Source organism: Klebsiella sp. X1-16S-Nf21 (assembly GCF_002837615.1).
Classification (GTDB): Bacteria; Pseudomonadota; Gammaproteobacteria; order Enterobacterales; family Enterobacteriaceae; genus Klebsiella; species Klebsiella variicola.
The window spans coordinates 1-14,617 of record NZ_PJDK01000106.1; the positions used below are offsets into that span (position 1 = coordinate 1).

General features: G+C 64.8%; 15 protein-coding genes and 1 pseudogene. 1 reads left to right on the forward strand and 15 read right to left on the reverse strand.

Features of this window, described 5'->3' with window-relative positions:
- On the reverse strand, positions 1-656 hold a 656-nt coding region (gene sfsA, locus CW267_RS27700), incomplete at its 3' end, for a DNA/RNA nuclease SfsA (RefSeq protein ID WP_101148687.1).
- A complete protein-coding gene (gene thpR, locus CW267_RS27705) occupies positions 656-1,192 on the reverse strand; it encodes an RNA 2',3'-cyclic phosphodiesterase (protein ID WP_008807387.1) in 537 nt (178 codons plus the stop codon). The genes thpR and sfsA, both read right to left, overlap by 1 nt.
- Positions 1,193-1,264: 72 nt before the next feature.
- Between thpR and hrpB the strand changes: the two genes are divergently transcribed.
- Positions 1,265-3,694 (forward strand): ATP-dependent helicase HrpB, encoded by a 2,430-nt coding sequence (hrpB, locus tag CW267_RS27710; RefSeq protein WP_100781224.1) that lies wholly within the window; start codon positions 1,265-1,267, stop codon positions 3,692-3,694.
- Positions 3,695-3,740: 46 nt separating this feature from the next.
- On the opposite strand, the gene CW267_RS27715 is transcribed toward hrpB, so the two are convergent.
- From CW267_RS27715 to CW267_RS27775, 13 genes and pseudogenes are all read right to left on the reverse strand, one after another.
- Positions 3,741-4,541: a prepilin peptidase gene (locus CW267_RS27715; protein ID WP_100781223.1), complete on the reverse strand. Its 801-nt coding sequence runs from the start codon at positions 4,539-4,541 to the stop codon at positions 3,741-3,743.
- A complete protein-coding gene (locus CW267_RS27720) occupies positions 4,538-5,284 on the reverse strand; it encodes a type II secretion system protein N (protein ID WP_032736667.1) in 747 nt (248 codons plus the stop codon). The genes CW267_RS27715 and CW267_RS27720 overlap by 4 nt, the downstream gene beginning before the upstream one ends.
- Entirely contained in the window at positions 5,274-5,759 is a 486-nt protein-coding gene (locus tag CW267_RS27725) for a type II secretion system protein M (protein ID WP_012968921.1), read from the reverse strand. The genes CW267_RS27720 and CW267_RS27725 overlap by 11 nt, the downstream gene beginning before the upstream one ends.
- A complete protein-coding gene (gene gspL / locus CW267_RS27730; RefSeq protein ID WP_032736668.1) occupies positions 5,752-6,948 on the reverse strand; it encodes a type II secretion system protein GspL in 1,197 nt (398 codons plus the stop codon). The genes CW267_RS27725 and gspL overlap by 8 nt, the downstream gene beginning before the upstream one ends.
- A complete protein-coding gene (gene gspK / locus CW267_RS27735) occupies positions 6,941-7,921 on the reverse strand; it encodes a type II secretion system minor pseudopilin GspK (RefSeq protein ID WP_012542824.1) in 981 nt (326 codons plus the stop codon). Before gspK ends, gspL begins: the two co-directional genes overlap by 8 nt.
- Positions 7,918-8,514 carry a type II secretion system minor pseudopilin GspJ gene (gene gspJ, locus CW267_RS27740; protein ID WP_032736669.1) on the reverse strand — a complete coding sequence of 199 codons (597 nt, stop codon included), beginning with the start codon at positions 8,512-8,514 and terminating at the stop codon, positions 7,918-7,920. Before gspJ ends, gspK begins: the two co-directional genes overlap by 4 nt.
- Positions 8,511-8,876, reverse strand: coding sequence for a type II secretion system minor pseudopilin GspI (gene gspI, locus CW267_RS27745; RefSeq protein ID WP_004894160.1), 366 nt, complete (start codon positions 8,874-8,876; stop codon positions 8,511-8,513). The genes gspJ and gspI overlap by 4 nt, the downstream gene beginning before the upstream one ends.
- Entirely contained in the window at positions 8,873-9,388 is a 516-nt protein-coding gene (gspH, locus tag CW267_RS27750; RefSeq protein ID WP_008807378.1) for a type II secretion system minor pseudopilin GspH, read from the reverse strand. The genes gspI and gspH overlap by 4 nt, the downstream gene beginning before the upstream one ends.
- Positions 9,388-9,810, reverse strand: a complete 423-nt coding sequence (gene gspG / locus CW267_RS27755; RefSeq protein WP_002889054.1) for a type II secretion system major pseudopilin GspG — start codon at positions 9,808-9,810, stop codon at positions 9,388-9,390. The genes gspH and gspG overlap by 1 nt, the downstream gene beginning before the upstream one ends.
- A gap of 20 nt (positions 9,811-9,830) precedes the next feature.
- A complete protein-coding gene (gene gspF / locus CW267_RS27760; protein ID WP_012968919.1) occupies positions 9,831-11,045 on the reverse strand; it encodes a type II secretion system inner membrane protein GspF in 1,215 nt (404 codons plus the stop codon).
- A gap of 1 nt (position 11,046) precedes the next feature.
- Positions 11,047-12,540 carry a type II secretion system ATPase GspE gene (gene gspE, locus CW267_RS27765; RefSeq protein WP_012542822.1) on the reverse strand — a complete coding sequence of 498 codons (1,494 nt, stop codon included), beginning with the start codon at positions 12,538-12,540 and terminating at the stop codon, positions 11,047-11,049.
- Complete coding sequence (gene pulD / locus CW267_RS27770) at positions 12,537-14,510, reverse strand: GspD family T2SS secretin variant PulD (protein WP_162493344.1); 1,974 nt, start codon at positions 14,508-14,510, stop codon at positions 12,537-12,539. Before pulD ends, gspE begins: the two co-directional genes overlap by 4 nt.
- A 9-nt stretch (positions 14,511-14,519) precedes the next feature.
- A pseudogene (locus CW267_RS27775) lies at positions 14,520-14,617 on the reverse strand (type II secretion system protein GspC); the annotation flags it as partial.

Sequence of the window (14,617 nt, forward strand, 5' to 3'; positions counted from 1 at the left end):
AGTTCCGCCTTCCAGGCGAGAATTTCCACCCCCTTGTCGCGGGCTTCTGTTAACAGCTGTGCGTATCTGGCATCAATATGATGCGCGGGAGAGAAACGGTCAATTGCCGAATGCAAAACGGCAAATAAAATCACCGCACGGTCGCCATTTGCCGCGACGGCCATCAGCTCCCGCAGGTGCTTCTGACCGCGCGTGGTCACCGCATCGGGAAAATAACCGTATTCTTTCTCCGCCAACGTAACCGATTTCACTTCAATATAGCAGTTTTGTCGGTCATCTGCCTGTAACATAATATCGATACGGCTATTCTCTTCGCCATATTTCACTTCGCTTTTCAGCTGGTTATAGCCGGAAAGCTCAGGGATTATTCCGGCGGAAATCGCCTCTTTTGCCAGCGAATTCGCGCGCAGCGTATTGACGCAAATAACCGCGCCCTGTTGCGTTTCAGTTAATTCCCAGGTGTGGGCATATTTGCGCTTCGCATTGTCAGAAGTGGAATACCAGACGGTGTCGCCCGGGGCGGCGCAACCGGTCATTGCGCCGGTATTGGGGCAGTGAAGCGTCAGCTCACGGCCATCGGGGGTAACCACGTCAGCAAGAAATCGTTTGTAACGTTTAAGCAAAATAGCGGGCTGTAACGGCGGATCAAACTGCATCAACTTTCCTTATGAAACGGATAACGTTCCAGCGCCGTGTAGCGCGTGCGCCCCCGGCCGAAGCTGGACTCATAGAGCACGAACTCGTTCACTGGAAACGACCAGTGAAAGCCGGGAGCCGGGATCGGCACCGCCTGGCGGGCATCGCGCCACAGGGTAATATGCGGATGAAACGGCTGCGGGCTCTGATAGCAGCCGCTGCGCGCCGCCTGAGCGCGCAGCATACTGGCGAGCTGCAGCAGGCCGCGCGGCGGCTGACGGGTTCCGAGCCAGACCACTCGCGAGCGCAGCCACTGTCCGGCATCGTCCAGCGTCAGGGTAAAGCCCGGCTGGCGGAGGCGGCCGGCGAGGGCGGCCAGCGCCCGCTGTTTTTCCGCGCTCACCTCGCCGAGAAACGCCAGCGTCAGATGGAGGTTATCCGCCGCGACGGGCCTGCCGGCATCCTCGGGGAAGTGGCTTGCCCGCCACTGGACGATCTGTTTCTGGACGGCAGACGGCAGTTCAAGCGCAAAAAACAGCCTTTTCGGCTCAGACATGATAGAGACTCGGTAATGAATTAGGGGGATGCTACAATGCGAGCCCCTGAATGTTAACCCCCGGAGCCTTTTGTGTCCTCATTGCCGGTTGCCGCCGTCCTCCCAGAACTGTTATCCGCCCTGCAGCACGCGCCGCAGGTTTTGCTCAACGCGCCGACCGGCGCCGGGAAATCGACCTGGCTGCCGCTGCAGATCCTCGCCGAGGGCAACATCGCGGGACGCATTATCCTGCTGGAGCCGAGGCGCCTGGCGGCGCGTAATGTCGCGCAGCGGCTGGCTGAACTGCTTGGCGAAAAGCCGGGGGAGACCGTGGGTTACCGCATGCGCGCCGAAACCTGCGTCGGGCCGCAGACCCGCCTGGAGGTGGTCACGGAGGGGATCCTGACGCGCATGATCCAGCGCGATCCGGAGCTGGCGGGCGTGGGGCTGGTGATCCTCGATGAGTTTCACGAGCGTAGCCTGCAGGCGGATCTGGCGCTGGCCTTGCTGCTCGACGTCCAGCAGGGATTGCGTGACGATCTCAAGCTGCTGATCATGTCGGCGACCCTCGATAACGATCGCCTGCAGCGTCTGCTGCCTGAGGCGCCAGTGGTGGTCTCGGAGGGGCGCGCTTATCCGGTGGAGCGCCGTTTCAACCCGCTTCCCACGCACCAGCGCTTTGATGAGGCGGTGGCGGTGGCGGCAGCGGAGCTGTTGCGACATGAACAGGGATCGATGCTGCTGTTTCTGCCTGGCGTCGGTGAGATCCAGCGCGTTCAGGAACAGCTGACGGAGCGCGTGGCGGAGGATGTCATCCTCTGCCCGCTGTACGGCGCGCTGCCCCTAAGCGAGCAGCGCAAAGCGATCCTCCCGGCGCCGGCCGGGAAGCGCAAAGTGGTGCTGGCCACCAATATCGCCGAGACCAGTCTGACCATCGAGGGGATCCGCCTGGTGGTCGACAGTGCCCAGGAGCGGGTCGCCCGCTTTGACCCGCGCACCGGCCTGACCCGGCTGGTGACGCAGCGCGTCAGCCAGGCATCGATGACGCAGCGTGCCGGACGCGCCGGCCGTCTCTCTCCGGGGATCTGCCTGCATTTGCTCGGCAAAGAACAGGCGGAACGGGCGGCGGCGCAGAGCGAACCGGAGATCCTGCACAGCGATCTGTCGGCGCTACTGCTGGAGCTGCTGCAGTGGGGCTGCCACGATCCGGCCGCGCTGGCCTGGCTGGATCAGCCGCCCGCGGTGAACCTGGCCGCCACGCGCCGCCTGCTGGCGGCGCTCTCGGCGCTGGACGGCGAGCGGCTGTCGGCGTTTGGCCGCAAAATGGCGACCCTCGGCAACGAGCCCCGGCTGGCGGCGATGCTGGCCGCCGCGCAGACCGATGACGAGGCGGCGACGGCGGCCAGGCTGGCGGCGATCCTTGAGGAGCCTCCGCGCGGCGGGCTGGTGGATTTGGGCGCCGTCTTTTCCCGTCAGCAGACCAACTGGCAGCAGCGGGCGCAGCAGCTGATGAAGCGTCTGGCCCGCCGCGGCGGCCAGCCCGATGCCGAAGGAATGGCGGAGTTGCTGGCGTCGGCCTTCGCCGATCGCATCGCCCGCCGCCGCGGTCAGGAGGGGCGCTACCAGCTGGCGAACGGCATGGGCGCGATGTTGGACGCCGACGACGCGCTGGGCCGCCATGAGTGGCTGATCGCTCCGCTGCTGCTGCAGGGCAGCGCCTCGCCGGATGCCCGCATGCTGTTGGCTCTGCCAGTGGATATCGGCGAGCTGATCGCCGCCCGTCCCGAGCTGGCGCAGCGTTCCGACACGGTGGAGTGGGATGAAGCGCAGGGGACGCTGAAAGCCTGGCGGCGGACGGTGATAGGCCAGTTGGTGATCAAGACCCAGCCGCTGGCGAAGCCCTCTGAGGCGGAGCTGCATCAGGCGATGCTCAACGGTATTCGTGAGAAAGGCCTCGGTGTGCTCAACTGGACGCCAGAGGCTGAGCAGCTGCGACTGCGGCTGCAGTGTGCGGCGCAGTGGTTGCCGGAAGAGGCGTGGCCCGCGGTGGATGACGCTTCGCTGTTGGCCTCGCTGGAGGCATGGCTGCTGCCGCAGATGAACGGCGTTCACTCGCTGCGGGCGCTGAAGGCACTGGATCTGCGTCAGGCGCTACAGGACTGGCTGCCGTGGCCGCTGCGCCAGAAGCTGGATCGCGAGCTGCCGACGCACTATACCGTGCCGACCGGCAGCCGTCTGGCGATCCGTTACCATGCGGAGAACCCGCCAGCGCTGGCGGTACGTATGCAGGAGATGTTCGGCGAGGCCACGACGCCGGTTATCGCCGAGGGGCGGGTGCCGCTGGTGCTGGAGCTGCTGTCGCCCGCCCAGCGTCCGCTGCAGATCACCCGCGATCTGAGCGCCTTCTGGCAGGGAAGCTACCGCGAGGTGCAAAAAGAGATGAAGGGACGCTACCCGAAACACGTATGGCCGGACGATCCGGCCAACACCGCCCCGACCCGGCGCAGCAAAAAATATTCGTAGCCGTCTGGCCGGGCGGTATCCTGCCCGGCCAGGCGGGCAGTAACCGCTAGACCATCTGCTGCCAGAGAAAAATGCCCCCTCCGGCCAGCGCCAGCCAGGGGCCGAAGGCCAGCGGCTGCTGCAGCGACTGCCGGGTCCACAGGCGCTGCAGCAGGGTCCACACCAGCCCGCAGGCCGAGGCGAGCAACAGCACCTGCGGCAGAACCTGCCAGCCGCACCAGGCGCCCAGCGCCGCCAGCAGCTTAAAATCGCCATAGCCCAGCGCCTCTTTCCCGGTCAGCAGGCGGAACAGCCAGTAGACCGACCACAGCGCCAGATAACCGGCCATCGCCCCGGCGACCGCGTCCGGCAGGGCAATGTACACCTCGTTAAGATTGAACAGCAGCCCGGCCCACAGCAGGGGCAGCGTCAGACGGTCGGGCAACAGCTGGGTCCGGGCGTCAATCCGCGCCAGCATCAGCAGGAACGAGAGCAGCAGCAGGCCGCCCGCCAGCGGCAGGCCCGGCGCGAGCAGCGCCCCGGCGAGGATAAACAGCAGGCCGGTGGCCAGCTCGGTCAGCGGATAGCTCCACGCGATGGGCGCCTGACAGCAGCGGGCGCGATGGCCCAGCCAGAGGAAACTGAGCAGCGGGATATTGTCCCGCCAGGCGATCGGCTGGCGGCACTGCGGGCAGGAGGAGCCCGGGGTGCTGAGGGTTATCCGCTCGTCGTCCGCGGTCTGGGTCAACATGCGCGGCAGACGATAGATCACCACGTTGTAAAAGCTGCCCAGCGCCAGGCCGAACAGCAGCAGGAAGCCATACCAGACAAGGGGAAAGTGCAGCGATAATGCCGTTAATGTCGTCATTTTTGCTCCTGGGGTAACCATTTTCCCTGAATCTGCCACGGTGTGCGACCCGGCTCGTTTTTAGAGGCGGGGCGCGTCACCAGCAGCGCCAACAGCGGCGGCATTCCCTGCCGGGGCTGTAGCGTACCGCGAAACAGATAGCGGCCATCGGGCGACAGGGTCCCCTGGCCGCTGAGGCTCAGCTGATGAGAATCCTGGCGGAGGGTCAGCGCCACGGCGCCGTCCGCCGTACAGCGGAAGGTGCCATTAACCTGGGCCAGCTCCAGGCTGCCGACCGGGGAGTGCAGTCGGGCCTGACGCCACTGCGCGCCTCCGGCGGTGATTTGTCGGCAGCGCCCCTCGCTGAAGTGCGCTTCGGCCAGGCTGAAAGTGACCTCTCCCTCGGCGCTGACGGGCATGGTCGACATCAGCCAGTGGCTGAGCAGGCTGGCGGGGGCGGTGAGCCGCCCCTCCTGCAGGCGCAGATCGCGCAGGCCCCACAGCCGGGCCTGACCCTCCACGCCGCGGGGATCGCTGAGAGAGACCTGCCAGCCAGCCAGGGTCAGCGACCACGTCAGTCGTTCAAGCCGTTCGCCATGCCAGTAGACCGGTTGCGCCGCGCCGCGCCAGACGCTGCCGCTGAGGCTGCCCACCTGTACGCCGGGCGGCAGCATCGGGACCAGCAGGCGCGCCGGGGCGGTAGCGGTGAGCCACAACAGATAGAGGACCAGCAGCAGTCCGCCCGCGATCCCTTTAGCTTTCATCGTCGCGCTCCAGCAGCAGATGGTTGACCATAACCCAGCCGGGCCGCGACGGCTGCCCGGTCACGGACAGGGAGACCGCGTTGACGCCACGCATCGCCGGGGCGTCGAGCCACGCCATCAGCGCCTGGAAGGTGCAGGGCTGGAGGGTGACCTGCAGACGTTTTCCCTGCGGCTGCAGGCGGGCGACGGCCAGCCCGTGGCTCGCCGCCTCGCGCATCACCAGGGCGGTGAGCGCCTCTTTTGCCGTCGGCGTGGGCTGCTGGCTGAGCTGCTGCAGGCGCGGGCTCTGCTGCGTCATCCAGCGCAGGCTGGCCTGCTCTTTCATCAGGGTTTGTCGCCACTGCGCCTCACGGGCTCGCCAGGGCTGCCACAATCCGTACCAGAGGGCGCATACCACCAGCAGCCCCGCGAGTCCGAGCAGCAGGCGTTGCTCGGACGGCGTGCGCTGCCGCCACCAGATAAGCAGATTAGCCATTGTTTTCCTCCAGCGTCAGTTGTCCCTCAATGCCATCCGGTTTCGTGGTCATGTCGCCTGGCCGGACGCGAAACCGCGGCTGCGCCCGCTGGGTGAACTGCTCCAGCGCCCGGGAAGAGACCGCGGCGATATCCAGCTGCAGACGGTTGCCCGCGGCATCCCAGCTCAGCGTCCGCAGGCGGATCCCCGGCGTGTCGCTGAGGATGTTTTGCAGCGCGCTGAGGCGATCGACGAGGGGGGCATGCTGCGCCTGACGGGCGAGGGTTTGCAGGTGTTGCTGCATCTGCAGTCGCGGATTAATCACCTTTTTCTCCGTCGGAAACCAGCGGTGATAGAAAGCCCGGCTGGCCTGCTGCGCCGCCTCGGCCTGACGCGCCAGATCGAGATGGTCCAGCACGCTGTTTGTCCCCACCAGTAACGCCAGAGCCAGTGCGGCATATTGCGCCGAACGCCAGGTCGTCTGTGCAGGCTGCCGCCGACGGACGGCAAACTCCCCCTGCAGCAGACTGAGCTGCTGCGTTGCCGGATAGCGTGCGGCAAGGGTCAGCAATGTCTGCGCAGGTTGCGCCCGCCAGACGCCCGGCGCCGCGGGCGGCGGTGAATAGCTGTCGATGACTGGTTCTTCCGCCTCGCTCTGCAGCAGCTCCGTCAGCCAGACGTTTTCCGCCGCCATGCCGCCCCACGGCTGGTGGCGGATCAGCCACTGCTCGTCCACCTGCACCGCGCTCCACGCTGGCGGATGCCAGGGCAGGGCCAGCACGTCGGGCGTCAACGCCAGGGGCCGAAGGGAGAGCGACTCGCAGCGGGCCAGCCAGTCGCGCATTTTCTGCCGCTGTACGGCGACGATCTCGCACTGCGCCTGCTGGCGGTGGAGCAAGGCAAAATGGGTGGCTTCGACATCGTCGGCCAGCTGCTCTTCCAGCAGGAATGGGGCGACCTGCAGCGGCGGTTTACGCAAGCCCGCCGGCAGGGTGAGTGAGTGAAACGCGCAGTCGCTGGCCGGGATCAGCACCCAGGCGGGGTAGTGCGCCGCCAGCGCCGGGAAAGGGCTGGCGTCGTCGGCCGGCCACCGGCCGCTGGCCTCGTGGTGTGGCTCGCCGGGGGCGAAGAGTTGCCAGTGCAGCGGCGCCAGCCCGGGGGCGAAGCGCACGATCAGCATGGCCTGGGGAGAAGCGTTAAACTTATTCATCGACCACCATAGAAAGTCCATATCGCCGCTGGACGACGGTAAACGTGCGCCCCTCCTGTTGCAGGACGCTGTGCAGCTGAAAGCGAAGATTGCCGGTCACCACGCTAAAGGCGGCGATAAAGCGCGTGCTGTGCACCGTCAGCCAGGGGCGGGCAAGCGTGGTATCGGTTTTCTGCAGCGTCGGCTGCGCGAGAAACGCAGCGACGCTGCTCCATCCGGTTCGCGGGCGGTTGTGCAGCAGTTGTTGCGCCTCCTGCAGCGTCAGCTCGCCGGGAAAGAGGGCCACCAGCAGAGCGGCCTGGGAGGGCCGCAGGGTGTTGACATTGACCTGCAGCGCGTCATCCGGCTGGACGCAGACGAAGGGGAGCAAGCGCTGATAGAGGGCGGCGTCCATACCCGCCAGCAGGCGCAGCTCGCTGACATCCTGCATCGGCTGGTTGGCGGCGAGATAGCCCGGGGTTTGCGCCATGTAGACCTCATCCTCTGCTCCGTTCAGCCGCGGCTGGCCGTCGCTGTCCGTCCAGTCGCCAAGGGCGGCGGCGATCTGGCTGGCGCGCAGCGGCGATTCGCCGAGCAGCGCCAACAGCCGGACGAAGACGTCGGTCGGGTAGGGCGTTCCGCCGCTGGTCTCATCCGCGCGATGGTTGATGGCATTGAGGTTAAAGCAGGCGCGCCCGTCGCGGATCGTGGCGCGGATTTCACCATCGTCGAGGGTAAAGCGGCGCCCCTCCTGCGCCCAGCTTTGCGCCAGGTTCGTTTGACTGGGCGAGTCCAGCGCGTCGCGTTGCAGCAGCGCGGCGGCCATGTTTTCCGCCGCCAGGGCGTACCATCTGGCCTGCAGATTATCGAGGGTCACGGCGGTATGCTGATACATGACCGCGGTGCGTTCGGTCATGGCGCTGGCGAGGATCATCATCAGGGCGAGGATGAACAGCACCATCAGGAGCGCGACGCCGCGTTGCCGATTTTTCACTGGCTGCCTCCCGGGGTGAGTAAAAACAGGCGGGTGATCTCCCCGCTGTTCGCCAGCGTCAGGGTGATCTCCAGCCCCTGCGGCAGCGTCTGCGAGCGATCCCAGGTCTCCTGCCAGCGTCCGTCGGCGTAGAAGCGCAGACGAAACGCCGTCACCTCGCGCAATACCACCCGAACCGTCGGCTGGCTGCCGGTCAGCGGATCCTGCTGATCGAAGCTCAGTCGCTCAAGCTGTTGCTGGCGCAGACGGTAGCTGACGTTCTGGATCTCCGAACGTGGGAGGATCCCCAGTGGGTTCGGCCAGCCGCTGCGGCTGAAGGCCAGCCCCCAGTCGTCGCTCTGCAACTGGAAACGTCCGGCGAAGAAAAGCGTGTCGCTGTTTCTGGCGCGACGGGGAATGATGTGCGTGACATCGTCGGCGATCTGGCGAAAGGCGCGCTGGAGGGCGGCGATCTGCTGGCTCTTCTCGCGGGTCAGGCCATCGGCGCGGATGACGTTCTGCAGTACCATCACGGCGGCGGCGCTAAGGAGGGCGAGGATAGCCAGCGCCAGCAGCGTTTCAATCAGGGTGAAACCGCGCATCCTGGTTATCATGGCGGCGTCACCCAGGTGCGCAGGGTCGCCAGCGGCGCGGGATCGCTTTTTTGCCGCCGGACCTCCACGTCCAGCGCCCGCAGCTGCGGCAGCGCGGTTTCCACCCCTTGCCAGCGGACAAACCAGCGCGTTCCGGCGGCTTCCACGGTGGTTTCGGACCAGCTGAGGGCGGGCCAGCGTTTCTCCAGCCGCAGCTGCACCAGCTGATTATCCGCCAGCCAGCTGGCGAGGATTTTCTCTTCCATACGCCCAAGCTGGCGGGTCTGCTGCAGGGTGGACTGCATCACCGCCAGACCGGCGAGGGCGAAAATCACCAGCGCGACCATCACTTCGATAAGCGTCATCCCGGCCTGGCGTTTCATGGCTGCTCCCGCGCCGCCAGCGGCTGGCTGTCACCCTGGGCGTCGATGGTGATGCCCGTCGCGGCGTCAATCCGCAGCTGAAACGGTGTGACTTCGCCGCCAGGGAAGATCAGCACGTCGGGCTGCTCGCCTGGCGTCCACGCCTGGCCGTCGGGAAAGCGCAGCGTCAGCCTGGTCCGGGGGAGGGTTTCCGCCGTGGTGACGCGTCCGGCCTGCAGTGGCAGCCACTGCGCGTTGCCCCAGCGGTCATCAGCCGCCGCCGGAGCGTCTTCGTCGGCAGGCTGCAGGCGCATAAACTGCCAGCGGTCAGGGTGGATGACGATCCCGAAGAGCTGACCGGTTTGCTGCCCGCGCTCGCGGACAAAATCCAGCTGCGCCTGAAAGCGCGCCAGGATCTGCGTAGCCTCCTGGGTGCGGGCGGAGGGAAACGCCAGCAGCACCATGCTGGCGCTGACGCCAATCAGCAGCAGGACCAGCATCATCTCAAGGAGCGTGAAACCGCGCTGAGACACTATTTCTTCCCGAGGGTCCAGTTGCCGATGTCGTCATTGGTGTCGGGCATCCCGTCCGGGCCGACGCTGAAGACGTCGATGGCGCCATGCTGACCCGGGCTTAACAGCTGATACTCATTTCCCCACGGGTCCTGCGGCAGGCGGCGGATATAGCCGCCTTCCGGGTAGTTGCGGGCGTGCGGCTCGGCGGCCGGGGCGGTCACCAGCGCCTGCAGTCCCTGCTCGGTGTTGGGGTAGCGGCTGTTGTCCAGTTTATACATATCCAGCGCCCCCTCGAGCGCCACCAGATCGCTGACGACTTTCTGGCGGTCCGCTTTCTCCTTGTTGCCCATCAGGTTGGGCACCACCAGGCTGGCGAGAATGCCGAGAATGACGATCACCACCATAATTTCCAGTAACGTGAAACCGCGTTGCCGTTGCATAGTTTTCTCCATTAATACAGTTACATACTCATAAGGGTGTTCAGTTGCAGGATCGGCTGCAGGATAGCCAGCACGATAAACAGCACCATGCCGGCCATGGTGACCACCAGCAGGGGTTCAAACAGACTGAGGGCCATCTGGATCTGCGCGCTCAGCTCCCGGTCCTGGTTCTCCGCCGCGCGCTCCAGCATCGCGGTCAACTCGCCGCTCTGCTCGCCGCTGGCGATCATGTAGCGCATCATCGGCGGGAACAGGGCGGTGGATTCCAGCGCCCGATGCAGACTGACGCCTTCGCGTACCGATTCGCTGGCCGCCGCCAGCTGGCTGCGCGCCCAGGCGTTGCTGAGGACGCCGGCGCTGATGCGCATCGACAGCAGCAGCGGCACCGCGCTGGCATTGAGAATGCTTAAGGTGCGGGCGTAGCGCGCGCTGTTCACGCTGCGGGCCACGCGGCCGATGACCGGCAGGCGCAGCAGCATCCGGTCCCAGGCGAGCCGCCGGGCGGGCTGGCGCAGCAGATAACGCAGCGTCAGCAGCGCCAGTAGCGACAGCAGCACCAGCCAGGGCCCCGCGCTGCGCACGATATCGCTCAGGCTCATCAGCAGCCGGGTGGAGAACGGCAGGGCCTGTTTCAGATGAACAAACTGCTCAACGACTTTTGGGACCACAGTGGAGAGCAGAATGGCGATCACGCTGATGGCGACCAGCGTCAGCACGATGGGATAGATCATCGCCTGCAGCAGGCGGGCGCGAAGCTGCTGGCGCTGCTCGGTATAGTCCGCCAGCCGGTTCAGCACGCCGTCGAGATGGCCGGAGGTTTCGCCAGCCGCCACCATGGCGCAGAACAGTCCATCGAAGCAGGCGGGATAGCCGCGCATCGCCTCCGCCAGCGAATGGCCTTCGAGTACTTTGCTGCGCACCCCGGCCATTAACGTTCTTAGCGGCGCCTTTTCGCACTGCTGGGCGACGGCATCGAGCGCCTTTTCCAGCGGGATCCCGGCGGCGACCAGGGTGGCCAGCTGGCGGGTGAGCAGGGCTAAATCACCGGCGCTGGTGCGCCTGGTGAGGGATCCGCCGCGCCACAGCCGGCGCGCCGGGTCGGCGGCGGTCACTTCCAGCGCCAGCCAGCCGTTGTCCCGCAGCAGCTGGCGGGCGTGGCGGGCGGAGTCGGCCTGCTGAACGCCGCGGCGGGTTTTGCCCTGCGGGTCCAGTGCCTGATAGCGAAACAGGGCCATCTCAGACGCTTTCCGTCGTTTGCTGTTCGGTGACCCGCATCACCTCTTCCCAGCTGGTGATCCCCGCCAGCGCTTTGTCGCGTCCGGCATGACGCAGGGTTTGCCAGGCTGGCCCCAGCTGCTGGATCAGGGTGATCTCATTCTCGCCGCGGTGGATGGCGGCGCGGACGCGGTCGTCAACCAGCAGCAGTTCATGAATACCGGTGCGTCCGCGATAGCCGATGAAATTACACTCCGGACAGCCTTTGGGCTGCCACAGCCGCGCGCCGACCGGGACCGCCATCTGCCGGGCGGTGTCGGCATCCGCCTGCGTGGGCTGACGGCAGTGCGGGCACAGTTGGCGCACCAGCCGCTGCGACATCACCGCCAGCAGCGACGTGGAGAGTAAAAAAGGCTCCACGCCCATATCCTGCAGACGGGAAATGGCGCCCAGCGCGCTGTTGGTGTGCAGGGTCGACAGCACCAGGTGTCCGGTCAGCGAGGCCTGGACGGCGATCTGGGCGGTTTCGCCATCGCGGATTTCCCCCACCAGTACCACATCCGGATCCTGGCGCAGTATGGCGCGCAGGCCGCGGGCGAAAGTCATATCGACTTTGGCGTTGACCTGAGTCTGGCCGATTCCCTCCAGCTCATACTCCACCGGATCTTCAATGGTCATGATATTGCGTTCGTGGGCGTCGAGGCGGCTGAGGGCGGCATACAGGGTAGTGCTTTTCCCCGACCCGGTCGGCCCGGTGACCAGAATAATGCCGTGTGGCCGGGCGATCAGCGCGTCGACCCGATCGAGCAGAGCGGGGGGCATGCCCAGCGTCAGCAGATCCAGGTTGACGCTGTTTTTGTCCAGCAGGCGCAGGACGACGCGTTCGCCGTGGCTGGAGGGCAGGGTGGAGACGCGCACGTCGATCGCCCGCCCGCCGATGCGCAGCGCCATCCGCCCATCCTGAGGGATCCGTTTTTCAGCGATATCCAGGCTGGCCATCACCTTGATACGCGAAATTAACAGCGCGGCCAGCCGCCGCTGCGGGCGCAGAATTTCGCGCAGCACGCCGTCGACGCGAAAGCGGATCTGCAGATGGCGCTCATAGGTTTCGATATGAATATCCGAGGCTTTCTCTTTGATGGCCTCGGTGAGCATGGCGTTGATCAGGCGGATGATCGGCGCGTCGTCCTCGCTGTCGAGCAGATCGTCGCTGTCCGGTAGCTCTTCGGCGAGGGTATAGAGGTCGAGCTCATTGCCGATATCGGCCATCATGCGGTGCGCTTCCGCCGAGTCGCGCTGATAGCTGAGCACCAGCACTTTCTCGAACGCGTCCGGCGCCAGACGGCTGACGCTCATCGGTCCGTCCGCCAGGCGACGCGCTTCCAGCAGCGCCCGGGCGGCGGTATCGGAGCGGCACAGCGCTTCGCAGCGTTCGCCGTCGCTGAGCAGCACAAGATGATGCGCGCGAGCCCAGGCAAAGGGCAGCAGCGGACGGCGTTCGGCGGCTGGCGTCATGGGCGGCCTCCGAGGTTAAAGGCGTCAATGGCGGCGCTGACCTGGCGGAAGGCCTGGGTCTCCTGCTTTGGATAGATGTGCAGCAGGTCATTACTGAGTGTCGCTTCGCTGCTGTCTTTGCCCCGCTGTTTGGTTTGCGCATTGTCGAATGCGGTGTACTGGCCGGAAGAGGCCTGACGGTACTCATCACGATCGCGAATGATGGTCGGACGGATAAACAGCATCAGGTTGCGTTTCGACACTTTCTTGCTCTCGGAGCGGAACAGGGCGCCGATCACCGGGATGTCGCCGAGCAGCGGCACTTTGTCGGCGGTATCGGTGACGCTTTTATCCAGCAGCCCGCCAACCACCACCGTTTCACCGCTGCCGACCAGCACGGCGTTATTCACCGTCCGGGTATTGAAGGTCGCGCCGAGATCGCTACTGGTGCTGGAGGCCGAGTCGGCGACGCTCGATACCTCCTGCTCAATCTCCAGCAGCACGGCATCGCCTTCGTTAATCTGCGGTTTCACCTTCAGCTTAATGCCGACGGTTTTGCGCTCGACGGTATTAAAGATGTTGTCGCCGGAAGTGGTTTGCGAGCCGGTTAATACCGGAACTTCCTGGCCGACGTTAAAGGTGGCTTGCATGTTGTCGAGGGTGACGATGCTGGGGGTGGCCAGAATATCGTTCTTGGTACTGCTGGAGAGGGCGGTGAGCAGCATCGCCCAGTTCCCCTGATAGAAGCCGGCGGCGATACCGTTAAACGAGCCCAGAGCGCTGGCCAGCGAGCTGCTGACGGTACCGTCTTTGTTGTATTGGTTGGCGCCAGCGATAACCGTGGAGATCGGCAGCCCGCTGTTGGTGAACTGGGTCATGCCGGCATTTTTATTGGCCCACTGGATACCGAGGTTGAGGCCGTCGGCATCCTGCACTTCGGCGATAATCGCCTCCACCAGCACCTGCGGGCGGCGGATATCGAGCTGGGCGATCACTCGCTCAAGATCGTTCATCACGTCCGGCGCCGCGGTGACGATCAGGGCGTTGGTCTGGCCGTGGGCTTTGATAATGATATTTTTGTCGATCGCGGCCACCGGTTTGGCGCTTTGCTTATCGTTCTGCAGTGAGCTGCTGATCCCGGTGAGGACCTCCACCAGATCGGCGGCTTTGGCGTACTTCAGGTAGATCACTTTGGTGTTGCCCTGCACCGCCTGCTGGCGGTCGAGCTGTTTGATCATGGCGATAATGCGCTGGCGCGAGTTCGGCTCGCCGCTGACCAGTACCGCGTTGGTGCGCTCATCGGCCACCACGTTCGCCACCATCGAGCCCGGCAGCGCCGACTTGCTGCTGTCTTTATTGAGCTCGGTAACCAGTTTGACCACCTCCGCGGCGGAGGCCCAGGAGAGGGGAACGGTCACCACGCTGCGATCCCCGGCGTTGTCGACGCGCTCGACAATGGTCAGCAGGCGTTTGATGACCGCTGCGCGGCCGGTCATCAGCAATACGTTGGAGGGCTCATAATGGACCACGCTGCCGGCGCCGGCGTTATCGTTCAGCTGGCGAAGCAGCGGGGCGAGATCGCGGGCGGCGACGTTGGTCAGGGGCACCACCCGGGTGACCACTTCATCGCCTTCGCCCGGTGCTGCCTCGCTGGCGACCGGGACGGCCGAGGTTTTCGCATCTTTAGCCCGCACCACCTTCAGTACGCCGTTATTCATATTGATCACGGCGAAGCCATACACATCCAGCACGCTAAGGAAGAATTGATAATATTGCTCTTCATTGAGCATATCGTAACTGCGTACGGTAATGGTGCCGCGCACGCTGGGATCGATAATCACCGTTTTATTCAGGTTTTTGCTGACGGTATTGATAAATTCCTGGATATCGGTGCCTTTAAAGCTGGCGGAAAATTCTTCTGCGATGGCCGGACGAAATAGCAGCGGCGTTAATATCAGCAGCACAGTCAGCATTTTCCGCAGTCGTTTTATGGTTGGCAATTATTCATCCCCCAGCGCGAAAGCGATATCGTGTCGTTGACCTTCTCGCTCAACGGTCAGCGTTATTTCGGTCTGTTCATTCAGGTGTTGCAGCGCCT